The organism is Sphingomonas sp. LY54, from assembly GCF_035594035.1.
GTDB lineage: Bacteria > Pseudomonadota > Alphaproteobacteria > Sphingomonadales > Sphingomonadaceae > Allosphingosinicella.
In genome coordinates, this window is record NZ_CP141588.1 from 2,765,972 (window position 1) to 2,790,754 (window position 24,783).

The window sequence follows — 24,783 nt, forward strand, 5'->3', positions numbered from 1 at the left end:
GTTTCACCATTCGACAGGCACAATCCGCAGCGCTAAGAGCGGCGCGGTAAAGGACCCCCGATGACCGATCGCCCGCTCACGCCCCTTCTCGACACGGTCGACACGCCCGAGCAGCTCCGCCGCCTGCGGCCCGAGCAGCTCCGCCAGTTCGCCGACGAGTTGCGCGCAGAGACGATTTCCGCCGTCTCGGTCACCGGCGGCCATCTCGGCGCCGGTCTCGGCGTGGTCGAGCTCACCGTCGCGCTCCATTACGTGTTCAACACGCCCGACGACCGGCTGATCTGGGACGTCGGCCACCAATGCTATCCGCACAAGATCATCACCGGCCGGCGCGACCGCATCCGCACCTTGCGCATGGGCGGAGGCCTCAGCGGCTTCACCAAGCGCAGCGAGAGCGAGTACGACCCGTTCGGCGCCGCCCACAGCTCGACCTCTATCTCGGCCGCCTTGGGCTTCGCGGTGGCGAACAAGCTCGCCGGAACGCCCGGCAAGGCGATCGCGGTGATCGGCGATGGCGCGATGAGCGCCGGCATGGCCTATGAGGCGATGAACAATGCGCGCGAAGCCGGAAACCGGCTGGTCGTGATCCTCAACGACAACGACATGTCGATCGCGCCGCCGGTGGGCGGGCTCTCGGCCTATCTGGCCCGGCTGGTCAGCTCCGACAGCTATCTCTCGGTCCGCCACCTCGCCCAGCGCTTCGCGCGCAAGCTGCCGACGCCGCTCCACAATGCCGCGCGCAAGGCCGAGGAATTCGCCCGCGGCATGGCGACCGGCGGCACGCTCTTCGAGGAACTCGGTTTCTATTATGTCGGACCGGTCGACGGCCACGACATCGACCGGCTGATCCCGATCCTCGAGAATGTGCGCGACGCCGATCTCGGGCCGATGCTGGTCCATGTGGTGACCAAGAAGGGCAAGGGCTACGGCCCCGCCGAAGCCGCGGCCGACAAATATCACGGCGTCCAGAAGTTCGACGTCGTCTCGGGCGAGCAGGCGAAGGCGCCGGCGGGTCCGCCCAGCTATACCGGCGTCTTCGCCCAGGCGCTGATCGGCGAGGCGGCGCGCGACGACAAGGTGGTCGCGATCACGGCTGCGATGCCCTCGGGCACCGGCCTCGACAAGTTCGAGGCGCGTTTCCCCGACCGCACGTTCGACGTCGGCATCGCCGAGCAGCATGCCGTGACCTTCGCCGCCGGCCTCGCCGCGCAGGGCTATCGGCCGTTCGTGGCGATCTACTCGACCTTCCTGCAGCGCGCTTACGACCAGGTGGTGCATGACGTCGCCATCCAGAATTTGCCGGTGCGCTTCGCGATGGATCGCGCCGGACTGGTCGGCGCCGACGGCTCGACCCATGCCGGCAGCTTCGACCTCGCCTATCTCTGCACCCTGCCCAATTTCGTGGTGATGGCCGCGGCCGACGAAGCCGAACTCACCCACATGGTGCACACGATGGCGCTGCACGACAGCGGCCCGATCGCCGTGCGCTATCCGCGCGGCAACGGCACCGGCATCGGCGCGCCCGCGGTCCCGCAGAAGCTCGAAATCGGCAAGGGCCGGATCGTCCGCGAAGGCAAGAAGGTCGCGATCCTTTCGCTCGGCACCCGCCTCGAGGAAGCGCTGAAGGCTGCCGAGGTGCTGGAAGGGAAGGGGCTGTCGACGACGGTCGCCGACCTGCGCTTCGCCAAGCCGCTCGACGAGGAGCTGATCCGCAAACTGCTCACCACCCACGAAGTGGCAGTCACGGTCGAGGAAGCCGCGATCGGCGGCCTCGGCGCCCACGTCCTTACCATGGCGAGCGACAAGGGGCTGATCGACTGCGGCCTGAAGATCCGCACGATGCGCCTGCCCGACCATTTCCAGGACCAGGACAAGCCCGAAAAGCAATATGCCGACGCCGGCCTCGACGCCGACGCGATCGTCGACACCGTGCTGAAAGCGCTGCGCCACAATAGCAGCGGCGTGATCGAGGGCGCGCGGGCCTAGGGAGGGGTTTCACTCTAAGGCGCGGAGGCGCGAAGGGGGGCAGGTGCGGGACGTCGAGGATCTCGCGAGCATCGCCATCGATTGCGGGATCAGAATCCACAAGGATCTCGGGCCCGGCCTGTTCGAGTCCGTCTATGAAACAGTCTTGGCTGCCAGCCTCCGGCGTCAGGGACTCAACTTTGGCGGTGAGACAATTCGCGAAGGATTGAAGCGCGTCGTGTACAACCACCACCCCTCCGCGCCTTCGCGCCTTCGCGTGACCAATCGACCCCCGACCAAGCAGGCGAGTTAGGCAAGTGAACAAGCTGCGCGTCGACCAGATGCTCGTCGATCGCGGGCTGGCGGAGAGCCGGGCGCGGGCGCAGGCTTTGATCCTTGCCGGCTTGGTCTTCGCGGGGGAGCGCAAGATCGACAAGGCGGGGCAGGCGCTGCCCGAGGATGTGCCCCTCGAGGTCCGCGGCAAGGACCATCCCTGGGTGTCGCGTGGCGGCCTCAAGCTCGCCCGCGCGCTCGAGCATTTCGGCTGGGACGTGACCGGCGCGGTCGCGATCGACGTCGGCTCGTCGACCGGCGGCTTCACCGACGTCCTGCTGCAGAGGGGGGCGGCCAGGGTGTTCGCGGTCGATTCCGGCACCAACCAGCTCGCCTGGAAGCTCCGCCAGGACCCGCGCGTAATAGTCCACGAGAAGACCAACGCCCGCTATCTCACCGACGCTATCATCACGGAGCCGGTTGACCTTGTCGTCTGCGACGCGAGCTTCATCGGCCTCGCCAAGGTGCTCGACACCGCGATCGACTTCGTGAAGCCCGGCGGGCGGCTGGTCGCGCTGATCAAGCCGCAGTTCGAGGCGGAGCGGAGCGAGATCGGCAAGGGCGGCGTTGTCCGCGATCCCATTGTGCACAAACGGGTTTGCGCAGCCGCAGCGGCTTGGATAGAATCGCGCGGGTGGGGCGTTGCAGGCGTGGTCGAAAGTCCGATCACGGGACCCGAAGGGAATAAAGAGTTCCTACTGGCCGCACAGCGCGCTTGATCCCGTTTCGGCCACAGGCTAGCCCCGCCGCCGTGCGCAACTTTCGTTTATCTCTCTCGCTCGCGATTCTTGGCCTGCTCGCTGCCTGCAGCGGCGCGGAAACCAAGGGGCGCGACCGTCCGCCGCCCGTCGTCAGGGTCGAGCCGGCGACCACGATGCGCTTCATCGAGCGGATTGACGCCGTCGGGACTGCGCGCGCGAACGAGCAGGTGACGCTCGCCGCGCCGGTGACCGAACGGATCGTGCGCCTCAATTTCGACGATGGCGGCTACGTCAATCGCGGCCAGGTCGTGGCCGTTCTCGCACAGGGCCAGGAGACCGCCCAATTGTCCGAGGCCCAGGCCCGGGCGCGCGAGGCGGGACAGCAATTGCAGCGCGTGCAGGAGCTGAAGGAACGCGGGTTCGCGACCAACTCCAGCCTCGACACGCAGCAGGCGCTCGCCGCCCAGGCGCGCGCCCAGGCCGCCGGTGCGCGCGCTCAGATTGGCGACCGCGTCGTCACCGCGCCTTTCTCGGGTTGGGTGTCGCTGCGCAACATCTCGCCGGGCGCAATCGTGAGCGCCGGCACCGAGATCGCAACGATCAGCGACCTTTCCTCGATCAAGCTCGACTTCACGGTTCCGGAGACGATGCTCGCCGCGATCAAGCCGGGGCAGACGATCGACGCGCGCTCGGCCGCCTATCCCGATCAGCCATTCCGCGGCCAGATTGCGACGATCGATCCGGTGATCGATCCCAATACCCGCTCGGTCACCGTGCGCGCCCGCCTTCCCAACACCGATCGCAAGCTGAAGCCCGGCATGCTGCTGACCGTCGGCATCGAGACCGCGCCGCGCATGTCGCTGTCGGTGCCCGAACTGTCCGTGGTGGGCGAGGGCGATCGGCGCTTCGTCTATACGATCGCCGAAGGCGGCGAGGCCAAGCGCATCCCGGTCCGCACCGGCGTCCGTTCCGACGGCCGGATCGAGATCGTCGAGGGCCTGCGCCCCGGCCAGAAGGTCGTCTCCGAAGGCGTCGTGAAACTGTCCGACGGGATGAAGGTTCGGCTCGCAGGCGCGGCCAATGCCGAGCGTCCGCCGGCGGCGCGCGAAGCCAAGGGCGACTAGGTCGGGGCGATGAGACTCTCCGACATCTCGGTCAAGCGCCCGGTCTTTGCGGCAGTTCTCGCCATCCTGCTGGCGGTGATCGGCGTCGTCGGTTTCCTTAGCCTCTCCGTCCGCGAATATCCCGATGTCGATCCGCCGGTCGTGTCGGTGGAAACCCAATATATCGGCGCAGCCGCGAGCGTCGTCGAAAGCCGCATCACCCAGGTGCTCGAGGAGAGGCTGTCGGGCATCGAGGGCCTGCAGACGATCACCTCGCGCTCACAGGACGGGCGCTCGGACATCTCGATCGAGTTCGCGCCCGGCCGCGACATCGATTCCGCCGCCAACGACGTGCGCGACCGCGTCGGCGCCGCTGCCCAGGATTTGCCGGAGGAAGCGCTCGCTTCGCAGGTGCGCAAGGTCGATGCCGACGCCTCGCCGATCATGTTCCTGGTCTTTTCGAAGGCGGGCTGGAGCCGGCTCGAACTCAGCGACTATGTCGACCGCAACGTGCTCGACCGCTTCTCGTCGATCGACGGCGTCGCGCGGGTGTTCGTCGGCGGCGAGGCGCGGCCGGCGATGCGGGTGTGGATGCAGCCCGAGCGGCTGGCGGCCTTCCAGCTGACGCCGGCCGATGTCGAGAGCGCGCTGCGCAGCCAGAATGTCGAGCTTCCCGCCGGTCGGCTCGAATCGGCCGACCAGAACGTGACCTTGCGCGTCGAGCGCCCGTTCTCGACGCCGCAGCAATTCGCCCAACTCGTCGTCGGCCGCGGCACCGACGGCTATCTGGTCCGCCTCGGCGACGTCGCGCGGGTCGAGCAGGGACCCGAAAATCCCTATTCCGCCTTCCGCGCCAACGGCGATTCCGCGGTCGGCCTCGGCATCGTCCGCCAGTCGGGCGCCAACACGCTGGCGGTCGCGCAGGCGGCCAAGGACATGGTCGAGCAGATCCGGCCGACCCTGCCCGAGGGCATGACCGTCACAATCGGGTCCGACGAGTCCCTCTTCATCAGCCGCGCGATCGACAAGGTCTGGCAGACGCTGGCCGAGGCCGCGATCCTCGTCGTGCTCGTCATCTTCCTGTTCCTCGGCAGCTGGCGCGCGACCCTGATCCCGGCCGTGACGGTGCCGCTCTGCCTGCTCGGCAGCTTCGCGGTGCTGTGGCTGGCGGGCTACTCGATCAACCTGCTGACTCTGCTCGCCATGGTGCTGTCGATCGGCATCGTCGTCGACGACGCCATCGTCGTGCTCGAAAACGTCTATCACCGCATCGAGGCCGGCGAGCCGCCGCTGAAGGCCGCTTATGAAGGCACGCGCCAGGTCGGCTTCGCGATCATTTCGACCACCCTGGTGGTCTGCGCGGTGTTCGTGCCGATCATGTTCATCACCGGCACCACCGGCCTGCTGTTCCGCGAGCTCGCGGTGGCGATGATCGGCGCCGTGGCCTTCTCGGGCTTCCTGGCGCTCAGCCTGGCGCCGATGCTGTGCTCCAAGATGCTGCGCCACGAGGAGAGGGGGCGCTTCGCGCAATGGATCGAAACCCGTCTCCACCGGCTCGAGCGGGGCTATGGTCGCTTCCTCGACCGCGTGCTGCGCAAGCCTGCGATCCCGCTCGTCTTCGTCGGCCTGTTCCTGGCGGCGGCCGGGTTCCTGTTCACCACGCTCCAGTCCGAGCTCGTGCCGAGCGAGGATGTCGGCATCCTCAGCGCCAACATCACCGCCCCCGAAGGCACCGGCTTCGCGGCGATGGACCGCTATGTGCTCGACGCCCAGGGCAAGATTCTCGAGCTCACCGAGAAAGGCGCTGTCCGCGCGGTCATCGCGCGCACGCCGGGCGGCTTCGGCTCAAGCGACGATTTCAATTCCGGCGCCTTCACGATCTTCCTGAAGCCCTGGGAAGAGCGCGAGCAGACCACCCAGGAGGTCGTCACCGAGGTCAACAAGATCCTGAGCCAGATGCCCGCGGTGCGCGGCAACGCCTCGGTGCGCTCGTCGATCGGACGCGGTCGCGGCCAGCCGGTCAATTTCGTGATCGCCGGATCGACCTATCAGGATCTCGCCCGCGCCCGTGACCGCATCATTGCGGCGGCGGCGAACAATCCGGGCCTAATCAACCTCGATTCCGATTACAAGGAAACCAAGCCGCAGATCCGCATCGACGTCGACACGACGCGCGCCGGGGATCTCGGCGTGTCGGTCGCCGACGTCAGCCAGGCGCTGCAGAGCCTGCTCGGCTCGCGCCGCGTCTCCACCTATGTCGACCGCGGCGAGGAATATCGCGTGGTCGTCCAGGCCGAGGCCGGCGCGCGCGCCACCGAGGCCAATCTCGCGTCGATCTACGTGCGCAGCCGCAGCGGCGACCTCGTTGCCCTCTCCAACCTCGTGACCCTGCGCGAAACGGCCGGCGCCCGCGACCTCGGCCGCTACAACAAGCTGCGCGCGATCACTTTGTCGGGCGGCCTCGCGCCGGGCTATTCGCTCGGCGAGGCGCTTACCTTCCTCGAGCAGCAGGCCGCGGCTTCGCCCGAAGTGACGGCGGTCGGCTATCGCGGCGAAAGCCAGTCGTTCAGGGAAGCGGGCGGCTCGATCTACATCGTCTTCGCGCTCACCATTCTCGTCGTATATCTGCTGCTCGGCGCCCAGTTCGAGAGCTTCGTCCACCCGGCGGTGATCATCACCACGGTGCCGCTCGCGGTCGGCGGCGGCGTGATCGGCCTTGCGGTCATGGGCCAGACCCTGAACCTCTACAGCCAGGTCGGCATCGTCATGCTGGTCGGCCTCGCCGCCAAGAACGGCATCCTGATCGTCGAATTCGCCAACCAGCTGCGCGACGCCGGGCGCGATATCGCCACCGCCATCCGCGAAGCGGCGGCGCGGCGCCTGCGCCCGATCCTGATGACGTCGATCGCCACGGCGGCCGGGGCCGTGCCCTTGATGATCGCCAGCGGCGCCGGCGCGGCCGCGCGCCAGGCGATCGGCGTGGTCGTGGTCTGGGGCGTCTCGATTTCGACTGTCATCACGCTGTTCCTGATTCCATTGCTTTACTCCCGCCTCGCACGCTTTACGGGGTCACCCGAGGCGGTGAGCCGCGAGCTGGACGCACAATTGAAGCGGCCGGTTGCGGGCCACGGCCCGGACCTCGCGGGAGCTCCGCTTCCCGCCGAATAAGGAGTGGGTGATGGCGACGGGACTGGCCTCCAAGGGCGAATTGCGCATGTCGTTTCTGCGCTATGCTTTGATCACGGTCCCCGCGGTGCTGCTGCTCGGCATTCTATCCGGTCGCGTTTCCAACAGCGGCTACGGCAATGCATGGTTCGCGGCGCTCGAAAAGCCGTCGTTCATGCCGCCGTCCTGGGCCTTTCCGGTCGCGTGGACGACGCTCTACATCCTGCTCGGACTCGTGCTGGCGATGATCCTCCACGCTCGCGGCGCGCACGGACGCGGCCCGGTGCTGGGCCTGTTCCTCGCGCAGCTTGTGCTCAATTTCTCCTGGTCGCCGCTCTTTTTCGCCGCGCACCAGGTGCGACTGGCCTTGATGGTGATCGTCGCAATTCTGGTGATTTCGGCTGTCGTCACTTTTCTGGTGCGCCGGATCCGGCCGGTGGCGGCGCTCCTCATGCTCCCCTATCTGGCTTGGCTCGCCTTCGCGAGCCTGCTCAATTATGAGATCGCGGCCAGGAACCCGAATGCCGAAACCCTTGTTCCGGCCGGGCCCAGCGCCGATATCGCGCTCTGACAGTCTAAGGAGACAGACGAAATGCAGTCCGAAAACCGTTTGTTCGACGATTTCGTCAAGGTCCTGAACGGGGCCGCCGGGACCTTCGCCGGCATGACGCGCGAGGCCGAGGCTGGATTCCGCGAGCGCATGCGCGAATGGATCGGCGGGCTCGACATGGTCAGCCGCGACGAGTTCGAGGCGGTGAAGGCGATCGCCGTCGCCGCGCGCGAGGAATCGATGGCGCTCAAGACCCGGCTCGACGCGTTCGAGGCCGCCGGTTCTGCGTCCACCGTTGCCAAGGCACCGCGCGCCGCCAAGAAGAAGGCCGACGACACCCCCGCCCGCGGGGACTAATCCACAACTTATTGACGGCGTGGATTATGTCTCCCTTGCGCTTTGGCGGGGCTCCGTGCAGCCTTTGATACAAGATGTAGTAAAAGGACAGCCGGGGCATGAACGTGGACGAATATGAGATGGAGCGCGAAACCAGCGCCCCGATCGACATGCTCGAACATTATTTCAGCGCTCATGGCTGGGGCTATGAGCGCCAGGGCGACGAGGAGATCGTCGCCACGTTCCAGGGCAGCTGGGCGCAATATGAGCTGCGCGCGATCTGGCGCGACGACGACAATGTCCTCCAGTTTCTCGCCTTGCCCGACATCCGCGTGCCCGCCGACAAGCGCGGCGCGACCTACGAGACGATCGGCCTCATCAACGAGCAGCTCTGGCTCGGCCATTTCGAATTGTGGGCGACCTCCGGCCTCGTCCTGTTCCGCCACGCGGCCTTGCTCGAAGGCGAGGACGGGGGCACGCTGACGCTGCAGCAGGCCGAGACCCTGGTCGAGGCCGCGATCGAGGAGTGCGAGCGCTTCTACCCGGTCTTCCAGTTCGTTTTGTGGGCCGACAAGACGCCGGCCGAGGCCATCGCCGCCGCCCTGATCGAGACCCAGGGCGAGGCCTGATGCCGGTCCGCCTGCCGGGGCCCTTGTGGCTGGTCGGCTGCGGCAACATGGCCGGCGCGATGCTCGAGGGCTGGCTGGCGCGCGGCGTGGACCCGTCCCACGTCACCGTGATCCGCCCGAGCGGCAAGCCGGTCGCCGACGGCGTCCGCGTCCTCACCGCTCTGCCCGAGGACGAGGTGCCGGCGCTGCTGATGCTCGGCGTCAAGCCGCAGATGCTCGATGCGGTCGCGCCCGAGCTGGCGCGCGTCGTCGAGCCGGGGACGGTGCTCATCTCCATCCTCGCCGGCGTCGAGCAGGAATCGCTGCGGCGCCGGTTCGCCTCGGTACGGACGATCGTCCGCGCCATGCCTAATACGCCTGCGCGGCTCAACAAGGCGGCGACCAGCCTCTACAGCGACAGCGACGAGGGGGCCGCGCGCGGGATCGTCGAGCAGTTGATGGAAGCGCTCGGCCAGGTCGAATGGATCGACGACGAAGGCCTGTTCGACGTCGTCTCGGCGTTGACCGCCAGCGGGCCTGCCTTCCTGTTCCGCTTCATCGACGCGCTCGGCGAGGCCGCGGCCGCGCTCGGCCTGCCGCGCGCGCAGGCGCAGCGGCTGGCGCTCGCCACCGTCGAAGGCGCGGGCGCGCTGGCGGCCTCGGCCTCGGAGAGCCCGCACCAGCTCGCCGAGCAGGTCGCCAGCCCCGGCGGCATGACCCGCAAGGGCCTGGATGTGCTCGACGCCGACCAGCGCCTCGACCGTCTCGTCGCGCAGACGATCGAGGCGGCCGTGCGCCGCAGCCGCGAGATGGGCGAGGAAGCGCGGGCCCACGGCTGATGCTGTTGACGGGTCCGCCCGCCGCGGCCTAGGCCCCCCTCATGATGCGGCCCGTCCGGGGCGGCGCTCCATGATGAGGATAGATCGATGCTTTCCGTTTCCGGCAGCTTTGCGTTCGAGCCCAATTCCAGCCCGGTGGCGGACGAGGAACGGGCGCAGCGGCTGATCGATCCGGGCTTCGGCCGCGTCTTCACCGATCATATGGCGATCGTCCGCTATAGCGAGGCCAAGGGCTGGCACGACGCCCGCATCACCGCGCGCCAGCCGGTGGCGATGGATCCGGCCGCGGCCGTGCTCCATTACGCGCAGGAGATCTTCGAGGGCATGAAGGCCTATTACCGCCCCGGCGGCGGCGCGGCTCTGTTTCGCCCTGAGGCCAATGCCCGGCGCTTCAACGATTCGGCGCGGCGGATGGCGATTGCCGAGCTGCCCGAGGAGATATTTCTGGAATCGGTGCGCGCCCTGGTCCGCGTGGACAAGGCCTGGATCCCCGACAGCCCCGACGGCGCGCTCTATCTGCGCCCGTTCATGTTCGCGAGCGAGGTCTTCCTCGGCGTGAAGCCGTCGACCGAATATCTCTACGTCGTCATGGCCTCCTCGGTCGGCGCCTATTTCCGCGGCGGCGCGCCCGCCATCACGCTTTGGGCGACGCGCGAGTTCACCCGCGCCGCGCCGGGCGGGACCGGCGCCGCCAAATGCGGCGGCAATTATGCGGCGAGCCTGATCGCGCAGGCCGAAGCGACGCGGCAGGGCTGCGACCAGGTCGTGTTCCTCGACGCGGTCGAGCGACGCTGGGTCGAAGAGCTGGGCGGCATGAACATCTTCTTCGTGTTCGACGACGGTTCGATCCAGACGCCGCCGCTCACCGGCACGATCCTGCCCGGTATCACCCGCGATTCGATCATCACGCTCGCCCGCGACCAGGGGCTGACGGTGCGCGAGGAGCCCTATGCGATCGACCAGTGGGAGGCGGACGCCAGGAGCGGGCGGCTGACCGAGGCGTTCGCCTGCGGCACGGCGGCGGTGGTGACGCCGATCGGCGCGGTGAAGACGGCCGAGGGCCAGTTCACGATCGGCGGCCAGTCGATCGGCCCGCTCACCCAGCGTCTGCGCTCCACCCTGGTCGCGATCCAGCGCGGCGAGGCGCCCGACAGCCACGGCTGGGTCGAGGAGATCGCCTGAGGCCCGCGCGGCCTTCAAAAAAGCGCGTTCTTCCCCTTTTCCCGCGCGGCTTCCCCGCTATAAGGCGGGCGCGCCGGCCGTGTCGCCGGCCATGCTGGGGCGTCGCCAAGTGGTAAGGCAGCGGCTTTTGGTGCCGCCATTCGCAGGTTCGAATCCTGCCGCCCCAGCCAGTTCTGCCAACTCCATAGAATTCAGCGACTTAGGAGGGGGATGCTAGTCCCTGTGGGGCAGGTGTGTGGGGCAGGTTAGATGCGTTGTGACGAGATTCGGTGAGAATCTAAAGTAGCGCGGTCAGCGCGGGCAGTAGAACCGCCGTCCCAACCACGAAGGCCAAGGTTCGCTTCGATCTTTGCCGTCGCCACTCCGGCCCATACTCAAACTGGCAGCGGGGGAAAGTCCGTCCCATCTGATGGTGTATCAAATTACCGATCATCCCGGTGACTGCGCCGGCACCTAAGGGGAATAAGAAGTCCAACGGCCAGACTTTAAAGGCGTCAATAGGGTCTCTGCTGTACGCAATCATAACCGAGATTAGGAGGCCTAATGAGACAACGGCGCCGGCCGCCAGCCTCGTCGAGAAATCGTGTAGCCAAGCATGGTCTGGTTCTGACGCTTTGAAGAGATTCTCGATTTGACGATGTAAATGATCCACGTCGCGGCGATCCCCGCTGACATCGAAATGGGCCGTTATAAGAGAGTTGTAGAGGCGGATTGTGAAGCTTGCGCTTCTATAGCCGTTCCCGGCGCGGATTGAGAGCCACTCGGGGAGGCCAGGCTCCTTCCCCAATACACCCTTTAGGTCTTTAAGGTCATCTGTCTGAACGCTATAGCCGGTCTTGTAGGTAAGGCTGTAGGCAATCTTGCTGTCAGACTGGATCTGACGAGAAACTTGGGTAATTAGATAATTCTCGTCGCGAGCGCTCTGTCGGCCATATAGTCAAACTGAATAATCGGCACCGCCGGCGCCTCCTGAGGAGCTTCCTGTCGATCAGCGATAGCTCGGACGCGTGCGAGAGGAAGCCCGTGTGCTTCGGCTGCTGCACGAAGTGCAGCTTCTCGGACACTGGCTGCAACGTCATCCAGTCTGTCAAAGAAGTCCTCGTTTACGGCGATAGGCCGTGTAGTACTGCCACTTTGTTCGGATCTCACGCGATGCTCCCCCCGTCCTGCCGCTTTAGCAGGGCGGTTGGGCGTACATAAGGGGTTCGATGATACTCACGGGAGTTGCGTGAACTCTGACGAAACAAAGCAGGGCAGGCGCGGGTGGGCACCTACGCAACGTCCCCGATTCTCGCGAGCAGGTTCCGGACAGAGGAAGGATGCCACTTGCCACCTCTGGGGGTGATTATCCCTCGGCTATTCAGTTCGTGGGCAATAGCGGGGAGAGACTATGCGCCTGAAGCGCGTACATCGGCAACAGTCTCAGCATACTCCTCAGCGCGTAAGGCAGCGTTCTTCCGGACGGTCTCGAGGGCCGCTTCCGTGCCCTTTTCCGGCCCGCCTGATGGCAGCAGTACCATTGGGGTTCCCGAGCTTCACCCCCCCGCGACTTGGCAGCCGTGAGGGCAGCCTTTGTCCGATCCGAAATTAGCTTCCGCTCACGCTGTGCGACGGCAGCCAAGATATGCACGGTAAACTCGTCAGCCTCGGGCATGTCGGCTGCTGTGAACTTCGCCCCGCTTTCCTGGAGTGCAGCGAGGAAGGCCACGTTGCGCGACAGGCGGTCAAGTTTGGCAATTACCAGACGCGCGCCAGTCACCTTCCCGCGCTTCAGTGCAGCGAGGAGTTGGGGCCTGTCGTTTCGCCTACCGCTCTCCACCTCCGTGAACTCAGCGACAATCTCCCAGCCGCGCTGGCGGCAAAGCCCGGCGACGGCCTCCCGCTGAGCTTGCAGGCCAAGGCCTGAGCGGCCCTGAGCCTCGGTGGAGACGCGGTAGTACGCAACGACTCTGCACATGTTCTCATCCTTACAAAACGACCTAACGAGCATCTGCCGGTCTTTGTGAGATGTTCAGCGGAAGCACCGCTGCATAACCGCCAGACCAGCCTGGTATTAGGATGGTCGGTTAAGCGCCAACAGCGGACGCTCACAGTGCCTCCTGAGTCACCCGAAAGCGGACCTTTATCCAGAGGCCGCTACCCCTGCTCTCGGCTCGCGGACGCCACGCAAAAAAGGGGCCAAGGCGGCGAAGCTGGTTGTCGCGCAAGCTGAAACTGCGACCGGCCAGGCCGCTGTTCCGATGTCATTCCGGTTGACAGCATACGAGGCTGGTGTAACGGTACTAGAAATAGATTATAGTTACCGATTTATCGAGAGGCCCGAATGCAGGGGGTTGGATGGAACGACGGGATCATCGCTTGGCGAAATTGGTACTACGCGCCCGACGGAAAGAGCGTCATGGCGGAGGCCGCGAGTGTCTGATCCGGTGGGAGTACCGGCCATGCCCGGCACATATGCGGGCGAGCTGCACCATGGCCCGACCTTCGGCGAGCTGACCGCCAGGGCGATCCGGCGTTATGCCGACCGGCCCGCCATCTGGTACCAGGATAATGTTCTAAGTTACTCGCAGATGGGGGCGATGTGCAGCGGCCTGATGCAGGCGCTGAAGGGCGAGGGCGTCGGTCCGGGCCTCGGCGTCTGCGCCTTGATGTCCAACCGCCCCGAGACAATCTGCCTGCGGCTGGCGGTGCAATTGCTGGGCGCGCGGTTCACCGCGCTCAATCCGCTCGGTACCGACACGGACCATGTCTTCATCGTCCAGGATTCCGAGGCGCGTTTCCTGATCGTCGAGGATCGTTTCTTCGGTCTGGCCGAAGCGATTGCGCGTGGGAGCGCGGTGACGCGGACGCTTTCGGTCGGTTCGGTTGCGGGCGCCGACGATCTGCTCGCGCTCGCCGGCGCTCAGACGCCGGGCCCGGTGGTTTGCGAGGCGGACCCCGGGGGAATCGCGGGGCTGACCTATACCGGTGGCACGACCGGCCGGCCCAAGGGCATCATCCACACGCACCGCACGCTCGTCGCCAACGTGCTGATGTGCCTCGCCGAATGGGACTGGCCCGAGGCGCCCAACATCCTGCTCTCGACGCCGCTCGCCCATGCCTCCGGCCTGCTGACCACGCCGACCTTCGTGAAGGGAGGATGCGTGTTCCTGACCGACGGCTTCGATGCCGGCCAGTTCATCACCTTGGTCGAGCGTGAGCACATATCGGCGACCTTCCTGGTGCCGACCATGGTCTATGCGCTCACCACCCACGAGCGGATCCGGGCGGCCGATCTGTCGAGCCTGAAGCTGATCATCTACGGCGCGGCACCGATCAGCCCTTCCCTGCTCGCCGAGGCGATGGAGATTTTCGGCCCGGTTTTCCTGCAGCTTTACGCTCAGTCGGAGGCGCCGATGACGGTGACGACGCTGGCGCAGGCCGACCACGATCTCGACCGCCCCCAGCAATTGCTGTCGTGCGGTTTCCCGATGGTCGGGGTGCAGGTCAAACTGCTCGACGATGCCGGCACGGTCGTACCGGTTGGCGAGGTCGGCGAGATCTGCGTGCGCGGGCCTTTGGTAATGGACGGCTATTGGCGCCGGCCCGAGGAGACGGCGGCCGCGCTGCGCGACGGCTGGCTGCGCACCGGCGACCTCGCGCGCGAGGACGAGCGCGGCTATCTCTACATCGTCGACCGCAAGAAGGACATGATCATCACCGGCGGGTTCAACGTCTATCCCAAGGAAGTCGAGGACGCGCTGGCATCGCACCCCGACGTCGCCCAGGCGGCGGTGTTCGGCGTGCCCGACGACAAATGGGGCGAGGCGGTGAAGGCGGCGATCGTGCCGTGGCCGGGGAAAGTCCCCAATCTCGACGAGATCATCGCGTTCGTCCGCGCCAGCAAGGGTGCGGTCAACACCCCCAAATCGATCGACGTGATCGCGGCGATGCCGCAGACCGCGCTCGGCAAACCCGACAAGCAGGCGCTGCGCGCGCCTTATTGGCAGGATAAGAGGCGCAATGTCGGATAGAAAAGCGGTCTATATCGTCGGCGCCTATGCGACCGCGGTCGGGCGCTTTCCGGGGCGTTCGCTTAAGGATCTGACGCGCGAGGCCGTCCAAGGCGTGATCGCCGACGCCGGGATCGAGAGCGGCACCGCGATCGAGAGCGCCTGGTTCGCCAATTGCGGCATGTGGGTCGAGGGGCAGGGGAGCATTCGCGGTCAGGTGATGCTGACGCCGCTCATCCGCGACGGTCTGCTCGCCGAGCGGATACCGATCGTCAATGTCGAGGGCGGCTGCGCCAGCGCGGCGATCGCCATGCAGGGCGCGCGCAAGGACATTGCCGCGGGCGACGCCGAACTGAGTTTGGCCGTCGCGGCGGAACGCACCTTCTATCCCGACGCGCCGGAGCGAACGGCGGCGCTCTTCAACGGCGGCATCGACCAATATGATTCCGACGAATGGCACGATTACTATGCTCGCGCCGGCGAGGCCGCCGGCAAGCCGTTCGACACCGGGCCGGACCGCACCCTGTTCATGGACACTTATGCCATGCAGGCGGCGCACCACATGGCGCTTTACGGCACCACGGTCGAGCAACTCGCCATGGTCGCGGCGAAGAACCACACGATCGCCGTCCACAATCCCAAGGCGCAATACCGCTTTCCGATGACGGTGGCGCAGGTTCTCGCCGATCGTCCGGTTAGTTACCCGCTCACCCGCGCGATGTGTGCGCCGATCGGCGACGGGGCGGCGGCGGCGGTTCTGTGCTCGCAGGCCTGGCTCGACCGCGCGCCCGCGGCGGTGCAGGCACGCGCGGTGCGGATCGCGGGAACCGCGCTCACCAGCGGCAAATATCGCCGGCTCGACGAGCCCAGCCTCAGCCAGGTCGCGGCGCAGCGCGCTTATGCGACGGCCGGAATCGGGCCGGAGCAGATCGATCTCGCCGAGGTCCACGACGCGACCGCGTTCAGCGAAATCTACCAGAGCGAAATGCTGGGCTTCTGCGCGCCGGGCGAGGGCGGCGCATTGGCGCAAAGCGGCGCGACTGCGATCGGCGGCCGCATCCCGATCAACCTGTCGGGCGGGCTCGAATCCAAGGGGCATCCGGTCGGCGCGAGCGGGCTGATGATGATCGAGGAGCTGGTGCGCCAGCTCCGCGGCGAGGCCGGCGAGCGCCAGGCGGCGCGGCACCGGATCGGGCTGGCCGAAACCGGCGGCGGCGTCGTCGGCTTCGACGAAGGCGCCTGCGCGGTCACGATCCTGGAGCGATGATGCTTCCGGGCTTCAATTGAACTGAAGCCCGCCGTCCACATTCAATGTCTGGCCGGTGACGTAGCTGCTTTCCGCGCCGGCGAGGAAGAGCGCGGCGTCGGCGATGTCCCCCGCCGTCGCCATGCGACCGAGCGGGATGCCGTCGGCCATAGTTGCGCGCAGCTCGTGAACCGGCTTGCCGACCGTTTGGGCGCGTCGGCGCAGGACGTCCTCCCACATGGCGGTTTCGACCCGGCCCGGCGCGACCGCATTGGCGCGGATGCCGCGATCGGCGAAGGCAATCGCCGCCGACTGGGTGAGGCTGATTACCGCCGCCTTGCTGGCCGCATAGAGCACCGAGTTGGCGTTGCCCATTCGCCCTGCGACCGAGGCGATGTTGGTGATGCTCGAGCCGGGCGGCATGTGCGGCAACGCGGCCTGCGTCATCAGGGTTAGGCCGAGCACGTTGACGTCGAATATCCGGCGATAGTCGGCGCTGTCGATCTCGCCCCAAGGCTGGAGGCCGTAGACGCCGGCGCTGTTGACCAGCAGGTCGATACGGCCGGAGGTGGCGGCGATGCGGGCGACAGCGGCGTCGATTGCGCCGGCGTCCGTGACGTCGAGGGCGATCGTGCGGTCGCCCACGGTTGCTGCGCGGTCCAAGCGCCACACGTTGGCGCCGCTGGCCCCAAGCCGATCGACGATCGCTGCGCCGATGCCGCTCGCCGCGCCGGTGACGACGGCGATCTTCCCTTGAAATTGGGTCATTCCTGTTTCTCTCCATCCGACAGCGCGGCGATCGCGCTCTCGAGCAGTGCGTCTTCCCGGGTCCGGCGCGCGCGCCAGCGCAATGCAGCCACCTCGTCGGGAAACATGAATCGTTCGCGCCAGCCGCCACCGGCGTCGCGCGCCAGCTCCCAGCGGCGGGCGCCGTCGCGGCGCCGGGCGCGGCCGAGTTGGCGCATCAGGGCGAGGAACCTATCCTCATTGTCGGGGGCAGGCCGATGAAGTCGTTCGACCCGGAGCGCCACGGCGTCCTCACGGGCTGGCGGGGCGGGGGTCAGGTCGACCGAATCGTCGGATACGACCGGGAGGGCGTTGCCGAGCGCGAGCGTCGCCAGCATCGCTGCGGCCGAACCAAGCATTGCCGCGGTCAGGCCGTAGCTGTCGGCGACAACGCCCCAGCAGAAGCTGCCAAGCGCGAGGCCGAGGAACAGGGCGACCTGGAGTAACGAGATCGCGCGCGCCGCGACCCAGCGCGCCGAATGGACCTGGATCGCGACATTGAGGCCGCTGAGGCCCGCCACCCAGCCGGCGCCGGTGAGCACCATCGCCAGCGCGGCCGGCACGAGCGACGGAGCAAGGCCAAGCATTGCCGCCGCGAGCGCGTAAAGGAGGGTGCAGGCCGATAGGAAGCGGGCGCGCGGCCAATGCGCGAAGCGAGCACGGGTCATCGCGCCGGCAAAGGCGCCCGCGCCGAACATCGCGACGAGCAGGCCGAGGATCGCGGCGTCGCCGCCGATGCGGTCGTAGGCGAGCACGGGCGTCAATGCCCACACGCTCGCGCCGCTAAAAGTGAACAGGAAAGCGCGAATCGTCAGCGCCGCAAGCGTGGGACGGAGGGCGACGTAGCGCAGGCCGGCACCGATCGCGCTCGCCAGCCGCTCGCGTTGCGGGGCGGCATGGAGCGGCGGCCGCCAGCGCGCGAGCGTCGCCAGCAGCGGCAGGATCGCGGCCGTGCTGGCGGAGAGCGCCGCGATCGGACCGCCCACGGCGAGGATTCCGCCGCCCACCGCCGGGCCGACGCAGCGGGCGAGGTTGAAGCCGACCGCGTTGAGCAGGATGGCGGGCTCGAGCAGTCGGTCGTCGGCAACCTGGAGGCGGATCGAGGCGTGCCAGGCCGGATTGGCCAGCGCGAACCCGGCGCCGCCCGCGAAGGTGAGGGCCAGCAGGGCGGCGGGGCTCATTTGCCCCGACAAGGCGAGCAGCAGCAATCCCGCAGCGGCGGCGAACGTCAGCGTCTGCGCCGCCAGCATCACGCGGCGGCGGTCGTAGAGGTCGGCGAACGCGCCGGCGGGGAGCGACAGCAAAACGAGCGGCAGCGACGCGGCGGTCTGGACCGACGCCACCAGCGTCGGGCTGCCGTCGGTAAGGCTCGTCATCAGCCAAGCGACGGTGACGGCCTGCGCCATGACTCCGATGTTCGCGACGAGATTGGCCGACCAGCAGGCGCGGAATATCGGCACTTTCAACGGAGCGATTGCCGAATCCTGCGCCACGCGACCCCCTTTTCCGCAGACGCGCGGATCGGGGTACTGTAATCAGATCGACGGTACCAGCGTCAAGGGGCCAGGCTCATTGCTTGGCTTGCGACGAACCCGCAGCCTCTCCGTTGCGTGGGAACAGTCCGTTCTGGATCAAGCGGGTGAGTTCGTCCCAAGCGTCGGCGAGCGAGATGCCGACCTCCTGCAGGAAGGCCGGGTCCCGCATCCGACGGAACGAGATCATGATGACCTCGGCGACGAGATGGGGATGGTAGCCGGTGAAATAGCCCTCGCGCACGCCTTCCTCGATCATCGCGCGAATGCCGTCGGCGCGACGGCGCTGGTGCTCGCTGAAGATCTGCGAGGCGGCTGGATCGCGCTCGATGTCCCCGAGCAGCTTGTCGCCCATCTCGACCAGCGCGTTGGTGCCGACCTCGAGAAAGGCCCAGGTCCGGTCGGTGGGGGAAGAATGGAGCCCGGCGGCATCCCAACCTGCCTGGCGGATCTTTGCAAATCGCCGCTTCAGTACCAGTTCGATCAGCGCTTGCTTGCTGGTCGCAAGCTCGTACAGGGACCGTTTGGAACATTGCAGCTTGGCGGCCATGTCCGACACGCTCAGATGGCGAAAGCCTTCGCGACGAAAGACTTGCTCCAGCTTGTCGAGCCGCCGTTCGGCTGCCGACGCCTTGCGGTCGGATGTCCCGCCGTTCGCTACCATTATCGTGTCCCCCGCTTAATGGTTTTCGTTACTGGTCCACCGGTACCCATAAATTGGGAAGCTGTCACGGGGCGATGCTTAGCCCGGACGTGGTCTCGCTACGCGCTGGCGCAGACGAGTTGACACCGGCTTCATTGCCGCTCATTGGTACCAACGCAGAATAATGGTACCATTTCTAGGAGAGCGAGGGATGAGCGGGTCGGGCAGATATACGGTGGCTGGCTTCATGCGGGATGCGCAGAAGGTGCTCGAAACCTCGCTGCCGCTGGTCGAAAAGCAGGCCGACATCGCCGATCGCATGTCGCACCTGTCCCAGCGCGACGACCTCACCCGCTTCGGCATGCCGATTGGCCCCGCCGACGGATCGACGCAAAATTATCTGCTCGCATTCGAGCCGCCCTTCACCCTGCTGGGCCTGTCGCAATTCGACCCGCATTATCTTTCGCCGGTCCACGAACATGGCGATTTCTGGGTGATCGCCTGCGGCTGGCGTGGCGTCGACCGGTGGGACATGTACGAGCGCAAGGACGATGGCTCGGTCCCCGGCTATGCCGATCTGGAGCTGGTCGACCAGATTTTCCTGCCGCGCGGCCGGACGACCTGGATGCCGCCGCCGCCGCGGTCGATCCATTCGCACAATAATGAGACCGGGGCGCTCAACTGCGAGCTGATCTTCACCGCCGCCGAGCCGATGAAGGTCGAGGACCGGCTCTATTACGACGTCGAGGAAAAGACCTGCTGGCCGAGTCTTTTTCCGCCTTCGAACATCTTCCCCGACACGCGCTGGCCGCCCGAGCTGCCCGGCCATCATCGTCACGAGAAGGCTGCGCCTTGCGTCCACGAGACGCCGGGCGCCGCGCCGGCCGCCCGGGGCGACGCGCTCAGCCGCATGATCGCCTCGGCACGCGCGGGCGTGGATTCGCTGCTCGGCCGCGGGAGCTGCCCGAGCTGCAACTTGATCGATGCCGCCGCACGACTGGCGCCGCTGCGCGCCTGAGGAGGGAGCTGTGATTTCCCCGCTTGACAGCGACAACAGCTAATCTACGGTACCACAAAATAAGAAACATTACCGATCGAAACGGCGGATAAGACAGGCCAATTCACACCGTGGTGACGAGACGCCCGGATTCGCGCGATTGAGCGCGATCCGGAGGATCGGTACCGCATGAGCCTATCACGACCCGAATCCTCGATCGCCTACTGGGAGAGAATGGATGAAACGGATTGTGAAGCTTTGCCTCGGTGCGGCGATCGTGCTGCCGGTTCCGGCGCTGGCCCAGGTTGAGGCTGTTGCCGAAGCCGACGCGGCCGCAGCCCAGCCGGCCGAAGGGGACGGCGATATCGTCGTCACCGGTTCGCGCCTCCGCGAGGAGTCGGTCCAGGAGACGCCTATCGCGGTCGCCGTCCTGTCCAGCGCCCAGATCGAGTCGCTCAACGCCTCGAACCTGATCGCGCTCAGCGGCAACGTTCCCAGCCTCACCGTTTCGACCCTCGGCACGGCCCCCGCCAACCCGGTGATCAGCCTGCGCGGCTTCCTAACCCAAGCGGCCGACATTTCGATCGAGCCCGGCGTGCCCGTCTATATCGACGGCGTCTACCAGCCGATCATCTCCGGATCGATGTCCGACCTGTTCGACGTCGAGCGGATCGAGGTGCTGCGCGGACCGCAGGGCACCACCCTCGGCAAGAACGCGTCGGCCGGCGCGGTACTGGTCACGCGTTCGCGCCCGACCGGCGATTTCAGCGGCCGGGTTAACGTCGAATATGGCAGCCACAACCTCTTCCAGGCGCAGGGTCTGGTCAATTTCCCGATCGCCGAGGGCGTACTGGCGGGCAAGGTCTACGCGAACTTCCGCCGTCGCGACGATTGGGTCGAGAACCTCGCCGTGCCCGGCGGCGACATGGGCGGCGAAAAGCGCGGCTCCGTTCGCGGCGCGCTCCTGTTCACGCCCAACGACGATTTCTCTTATTATCTGACCGCCGATTACATCTGGGACCGTTCGTCGCAGATGGGCGGCCGGCCCGTACCGTTGCCGCGCGACCGCATCTGCGCGGTCTATGGCGTTTGTACGCAGGACTTCAATTACGGGACGACGCGGTCGGGCAATACGATCAAGCCCACGGTCGACGACATCAACGTCACCGGCGTCGGCGATTGGACGGTCGGCCCGGTCAAGATCTCCAGCATCACCGGCTATCGCAATTTCGACGAGTTCAACGCGAACGACTTCGACAAGACGCCCTTCCCGGCGCTCGAGCTCTACCGCGCCGACACCACGCTCGAGATGATCTCGCAGGAAGTGCGCATCACCTCCGAGCATATGGGCGGGCTCGACATGGACGGCCGGCTCGCCTGGCTGGTCGCGGGCTATTACAACCATAGCGACGCCTATCAGAATAACGGCCAAAACGTGTTCGGCACGCAGCTCATGGTCGCGCAGCGCTCGGTCCGCGACACGTTCGCCTTGTTCGGCCGCGTCGATTTCGACCTCACCGACAAGCTGACCATTTCCGGCGGCGTCCGCCACAGCTGGGACAAGACGGTCCACTATTTCGCGCCGGCGCAGGTCGGAACGACCCCGCCCGACCCCATCAACCGCGAGTCCGGGCGCTGGGAGAACACCTCGTTCGAGGCGGGCGCCCAGTACAAGATCGACAAGACCAAGATGGTCTACCTGCGCTATGCCGAGGGCTATCGCGGCGGCGGCTTCCTCGGCACGCCGGCATCGGTGGCGGCGGCGCGCTCCTACAATCCCGAAACTTCGCGCTCCTACGAAGCGGGTTTGAAGAGCGAGTGGCTCGATCGCACGCTGCAGTTCAACCTGACGTTGTTCCGCACCGAATTCACCGACCTGCAGAAGCAAGTCGGGCGGACGGGCGCCGGCGGCACGCTGGTGCAGGTGATTGACAATGCCGCGGACGCGATCACCCAGGGCGCCGAGATCGAGGCGGTCCTGCGCCCCACCGACGGCTTCAATATCTCGGTCACGGGGTCTTATCTCGACGCCTACTACAAGAGCTATGTCAGCCGCGACGCCGCCGGCAATCCGGTCGATCTGTCCGGCCTGCCGTTTCAGTTCGCGCCCAAATATGTCGTCGGCATCGCGCCGACCTACGAATGGCTCCTGCCCGAAGCTTTCCTCGGCTTCGAGAAGGCGCGGATCGGCGCGCGGCTCAAGTTCAGCGACGAATATGAGATCTCGTCGGCGGTGCCGCCGAGCCCCGTCGGCCACCAGCCCTCGTTCGAAACGATCGATCTTACCGCGGACCTGTTCAGCAGGAAGGGTTTGAGCTTCGGTCTCTACGCCAACAACCTGCTCGACCAGCGCTTCCTGATCTACGGCAACGAGCCGTCCAACCTCATCGGGTTCCAGGTCGACGATATCGGCCGGGTGTTCGGTGCGAAGCTAGGCTTCAGGTTCTGATCGAAACGGACCGCGCCGTCCCACCGGCGGCGCGGACGGGAGAGCGGGCGGGGCCGGAAGCGGCTGCCGCCCGCTTTGCTATTGAAGGGACCGGGACATCATGACGAATGAGCTTAGCGGCCGCGCCGCGATCGTAACCGGGGGCGCGTCGGGGATCGGTGCTGCGACCGCCCGGCTGCTGGCGGCACGGGGCGCGGCGGTGCTGGTCGTCGATCGCGACGCCGCGGCCGCAGACGCGCTCTGCCGCGATATTGCCGATGCGGGCGGCCGGACGCAGCAGTACCTTGCCGACCTCACCGATACCGGCGCCGCCAATGGCGCAGTCGCAGCGGCGCTCGATGCCTTCGGCCGCCTCGATATCCTCATCAACAATGCCGGCATCGGGGCGCGCGGCCCCAGCCACGAACTGGGCGACACGGAATGGCGGCGCGTGCTCGCGCTCAATCTCGACAGCGTCTTCTACATGGCCCGGGCGGCGCTGCGGCCGATGCTCGCACAGGAGGGCGGGGCGATCGTCAACATCGCTTCGATCTTCGGCCATGTCGGCATCGCCGAACGCGCGGCCTACAGCGCGTCCAAGGCGGGCGTGGTCAATCTCACGCGCGCGCTCGCGCTCGAATATGGCCGCCGAGGGATCCGGGTGAATGCGGTGTGTCCGGGGGTGATCCGCACGCCGCTTATCGCCCATAACGAGCCGCGGCAGTTGGCGGCGCTGGCCGATCTCCACCCGCTCGGCCGCCTGGGCGAGGCCGGGGAGGTGGCGCAGGCCATCGCCTTCCTTGCCAGCGACGCCGCGAGCTTCGTCACCGGGTCCAGCCTGATGGTCGACGGCGGCTACACCGCCGCCTGAATCAGGCCGCTTCGCCGGCCGGGGTCAGCGGAACCGGGACCATGGAGCCTTCGCGGGCGCGCTCGAAATCGGCTCTGATGGTGCGCGACGCGAGCAGGAAGTGGACGGCAGCCCACAACAGGCCGAGCGTGCAGAAGGCGAGGCCGGTGCGGGTCGCCTGATCGATCGCGTTCCGGCATCCCGCCTCGAGCACCGCCGAAGCGCCCTGCGCGGCGACCCCGCCGGGGCACAGAGCCGAGAAGCTGCCGGCCTGGCTCAGCCCGAAATAATAGCCCGACAGCGTGTCGATCAGCGCGCCCGCCGCGACCGTGCCGATGACGAGTGCGGCGAGGCTCGCGACCAGCGAGATCAGGGCCGTCGTCGTCGCCCGCATCCGCGCGTCGACCATGTTGTAGATCGCGGCATAGGTCGGGCTGAAATAGACGAACTGGATGACGCCGCCGACGGTCAGGAGCGCGACCGCGATGCGCCAGTCCGCCTGAAGGAAAGATGCGACCATCAGGGGCGTGGCGATCACCAGGCCAACCAGCGGCACGAAGGCGTAAGCGCGCGCGTCGCTCTTGCCGAAATAATCGGACAGGAAGCCGCCGGCGAAGGTGCCGACCGCGTTCGCCGCGCCGATCGCGAAGCCGATGATCAGGCCGACCTCGGCATAATTGAGCCCGTAGGCGCGGATCAGGAAGGGCGCAGTGAACGCGCCGGCGCCGTAATTGACGAAGGTGAACAGAGTCACGCCCGCGATCATGTGCCGCGCGGTAGGGATGGCGAACACCCGCTTCGCCGTTTCCCAGGTCGACGGGGAGACTTCGGACTTGGCGACCCGACCGGCAAGCGCATCCGAATGGCCGCGCGGCACTTCCCGAATGACCAGCTTGAGCACGAGCGCGAGGACAAGACCGGGCACGCCCAGCACCAGGAAGGCAACGCGCCAGCCATAATATTGGGTGAGGAAGCCGCCCGCGATCGCTCCGAACATGATGCCGAGCGGGAGGCCGATCTGGTAGATGGACAGAGCCGTGGCCCGGCGGCCCGGGCCGAAATAATCGGTGATCAGCGAATAAGCGGGCGGGTTGCCGCAGGCCTCGCCGACGCCGACGCCGATCCGGCACAGCAGCAATTGACCGAAGGTGCGCGCGAAGCCCGAGAGCGAGGTGAACAGCGACCAGACGGCGATGCTGGCGGCGATGATGTTGACGCGGTTGTAGCGTTCCGAGAGTCGCGCGGCCGGCAGCGACAGCGTGACATAGAGGATGCTGAACGCGAAGCCGTGGAGGAAACCGAGCTCGACGTCGCTCAGCTTCAGGTCCACCTTGATCGCCTGGCCGATCGTCGAGAGGACCGACCGATCCGCCCAGCTGAACAGACTGTAGAGCATCAGCAGGAAGAGGATCGTGGCACGATAGCTGCGGCTCATATTGGGCACTGCGCCGGCTTGCGACATTCTGGATCCCTTCCGAAGATTCTGGCCGTTGTGGCAAACGCGCCGAGCCGCCGCAAGCATAATGG

21 protein-coding genes and 1 tRNA gene are annotated in these 24,783 nt (G+C 66.7%); 16 read left to right on the forward strand and 6 right to left on the reverse strand.

The window, feature by feature from the left end; all coding sequences use genetic code 11:
• The first annotated feature begins 60 nt into the window (after positions 1–60).
• From dxs to SH591_RS13835, 11 genes are all read left to right on the forward strand, one after another.
• Complete coding sequence (gene dxs / locus SH591_RS13785) at positions 61–1,986, forward strand: 1-deoxy-D-xylulose-5-phosphate synthase (protein ID WP_324749591.1); 1,926 nt, start codon at positions 61–63, stop codon at positions 1,984–1,986.
• A gap of 43 nt (positions 1,987–2,029) precedes the next feature.
• Positions 2,030–2,278: a GxxExxY protein gene (locus SH591_RS13790; RefSeq protein WP_324749592.1), complete on the forward strand. Its 249-nt coding sequence runs from the start codon at positions 2,030–2,032 to the stop codon at positions 2,276–2,278.
• Positions 2,279–2,282: 4 nt separating this feature from the next.
• Complete coding sequence (locus SH591_RS13795; protein WP_324749593.1) at positions 2,283–3,017, forward strand: TlyA family RNA methyltransferase; 735 nt, start codon at positions 2,283–2,285, stop codon at positions 3,015–3,017.
• Positions 3,018–3,049: 32 nt separating this feature from the next.
• Positions 3,050–4,123, forward strand: coding sequence for an efflux RND transporter periplasmic adaptor subunit (locus SH591_RS13800; protein WP_416385187.1), 1,074 nt, complete (start codon positions 3,050–3,052; stop codon positions 4,121–4,123).
• A gap of 9 nt (positions 4,124–4,132) precedes the next feature.
• On the forward strand, positions 4,133–7,270 hold the full coding sequence (locus tag SH591_RS13805; protein ID WP_324749594.1) for an efflux RND transporter permease subunit: 3,138 nt from the start codon (positions 4,133–4,135) through the stop codon (positions 7,268–7,270).
• Positions 7,271–7,280: 10 nt separating this feature from the next.
• A complete protein-coding gene (locus SH591_RS13810) occupies positions 7,281–7,838 on the forward strand; it encodes a TspO/MBR family protein (protein ID WP_324749595.1) in 558 nt (185 codons plus the stop codon).
• A gap of 21 nt (positions 7,839–7,859) precedes the next feature.
• Positions 7,860–8,174, forward strand: coding sequence for an accessory factor UbiK family protein (locus SH591_RS13815; RefSeq protein ID WP_324749596.1), 315 nt, complete (start codon positions 7,860–7,862; stop codon positions 8,172–8,174).
• Between the two features lie 98 nt (positions 8,175–8,272).
• Positions 8,273–8,782 (forward strand): type III secretion system chaperone family protein, encoded by a 510-nt coding sequence (locus SH591_RS13820; protein ID WP_324749597.1) that lies wholly within the window; start codon positions 8,273–8,275, stop codon positions 8,780–8,782.
• Positions 8,782–9,600 (forward strand): pyrroline-5-carboxylate reductase, encoded by an 819-nt coding sequence (proC, locus tag SH591_RS13825; RefSeq protein WP_324749598.1) that lies wholly within the window; start codon positions 8,782–8,784, stop codon positions 9,598–9,600. Before SH591_RS13820 ends, proC begins: the two co-directional genes overlap by 1 nt.
• An 87-nt stretch (positions 9,601–9,687) precedes the next feature.
• Positions 9,688–10,782, forward strand: coding sequence for a branched-chain amino acid aminotransferase (locus SH591_RS13830; protein ID WP_324749599.1), 1,095 nt, complete (start codon positions 9,688–9,690; stop codon positions 10,780–10,782).
• A 95-nt stretch (positions 10,783–10,877) separates the two neighbouring features.
• Positions 10,878–10,952, forward strand: a tRNA-Gln gene (locus SH591_RS13835).
• A 1,101-nt stretch (positions 10,953–12,053) separates the two neighbouring features.
• Here SH591_RS13835 and SH591_RS13840 read toward each other — a convergent pair.
• Both SH591_RS13840 and SH591_RS13845 read right to left on the reverse strand, forming a co-directional pair.
• Positions 12,054–12,158, reverse strand: coding sequence for a recombinase family protein (locus SH591_RS13840; RefSeq protein WP_324751390.1), 105 nt, complete (start codon positions 12,156–12,158; stop codon positions 12,054–12,056).
• Positions 12,143–12,772 (reverse strand): recombinase family protein, encoded by a 630-nt coding sequence (locus tag SH591_RS13845; protein ID WP_324749600.1) that lies wholly within the window; start codon positions 12,770–12,772, stop codon positions 12,143–12,145. The genes SH591_RS13840 and SH591_RS13845 overlap by 16 nt, the downstream gene beginning before the upstream one ends.
• Before the next feature lie 451 nt (positions 12,773–13,223).
• Between SH591_RS13845 and SH591_RS13850 the strand changes: the two genes are divergently transcribed.
• Both SH591_RS13850 and SH591_RS13855 read left to right on the forward strand, forming a co-directional pair.
• A complete protein-coding gene (locus tag SH591_RS13850; protein WP_324749601.1) occupies positions 13,224–14,795 on the forward strand; it encodes an AMP-binding protein in 1,572 nt (523 codons plus the stop codon).
• The gene (locus SH591_RS13855) at positions 14,785–16,041 is read left to right on the forward strand and encodes a thiolase family protein (protein ID WP_324749602.1); all 1,257 of its coding nucleotides are present in this window, start codon (positions 14,785–14,787) and stop codon (positions 16,039–16,041) included. The genes SH591_RS13850 and SH591_RS13855 overlap by 11 nt, the downstream gene beginning before the upstream one ends.
• A 12-nt stretch (positions 16,042–16,053) precedes the next feature.
• Here SH591_RS13855 and SH591_RS13860 read toward each other — a convergent pair whose 3' ends face one another.
• The 3 genes from SH591_RS13860 to SH591_RS13870 all read right to left on the reverse strand — a co-directional run bounded on the left by SH591_RS13860 (position 16,054) and on the right by SH591_RS13870 (position 19,002).
• The gene (locus tag SH591_RS13860) at positions 16,054–16,788 is read right to left on the reverse strand and encodes an SDR family NAD(P)-dependent oxidoreductase (protein WP_324749603.1); all 735 of its coding nucleotides are present in this window, start codon (positions 16,786–16,788) and stop codon (positions 16,054–16,056) included.
• A complete protein-coding gene (locus tag SH591_RS13865; RefSeq protein ID WP_324749604.1) occupies positions 16,785–18,299 on the reverse strand; it encodes an MFS transporter in 1,515 nt (504 codons plus the stop codon). Before SH591_RS13865 ends, SH591_RS13860 begins: the two co-directional genes overlap by 4 nt.
• Before the next feature lie 76 nt (positions 18,300–18,375).
• Positions 18,376–19,002 carry a TetR/AcrR family transcriptional regulator gene (locus tag SH591_RS13870; protein WP_324749605.1) on the reverse strand — a complete coding sequence of 209 codons (627 nt, stop codon included), beginning with the start codon at positions 19,000–19,002 and terminating at the stop codon, positions 18,376–18,378.
• A 190-nt stretch (positions 19,003–19,192) separates the two neighbouring features.
• Here SH591_RS13870 and SH591_RS13875 point away from each other — a divergent pair, with 190 nt between their 5' ends.
• The 3 genes from SH591_RS13875 to SH591_RS13885 all read left to right on the forward strand — a co-directional run bounded on the left by SH591_RS13875 (position 19,193) and on the right by SH591_RS13885 (position 23,277).
• Positions 19,193–19,999 carry a hypothetical protein gene (locus tag SH591_RS13875; RefSeq protein WP_324749606.1) on the forward strand — a complete coding sequence of 269 codons (807 nt, stop codon included), beginning with the start codon at positions 19,193–19,195 and terminating at the stop codon, positions 19,997–19,999.
• Positions 20,000–20,216: 217 nt separating this feature from the next.
• Positions 20,217–22,427 carry a TonB-dependent receptor gene (locus tag SH591_RS13880; protein WP_324749607.1) on the forward strand — a complete coding sequence of 737 codons (2,211 nt, stop codon included), beginning with the start codon at positions 20,217–20,219 and terminating at the stop codon, positions 22,425–22,427.
• 100 nt (positions 22,428–22,527) lie between these two features.
• Complete coding sequence (locus tag SH591_RS13885) at positions 22,528–23,277, forward strand: SDR family NAD(P)-dependent oxidoreductase (protein ID WP_324749608.1); 750 nt, start codon at positions 22,528–22,530, stop codon at positions 23,275–23,277.
• A gap of 1 nt (position 23,278) precedes the next feature.
• Here the strand turns inward: SH591_RS13885 and SH591_RS13890 are convergent, their stop codons facing one another.
• The gene (locus SH591_RS13890; protein ID WP_324749609.1) at positions 23,279–24,718 is read right to left on the reverse strand and encodes a spinster family MFS transporter; all 1,440 of its coding nucleotides are present in this window, start codon (positions 24,716–24,718) and stop codon (positions 23,279–23,281) included.
• Positions 24,719–24,783 lie beyond the last annotated feature (65 nt).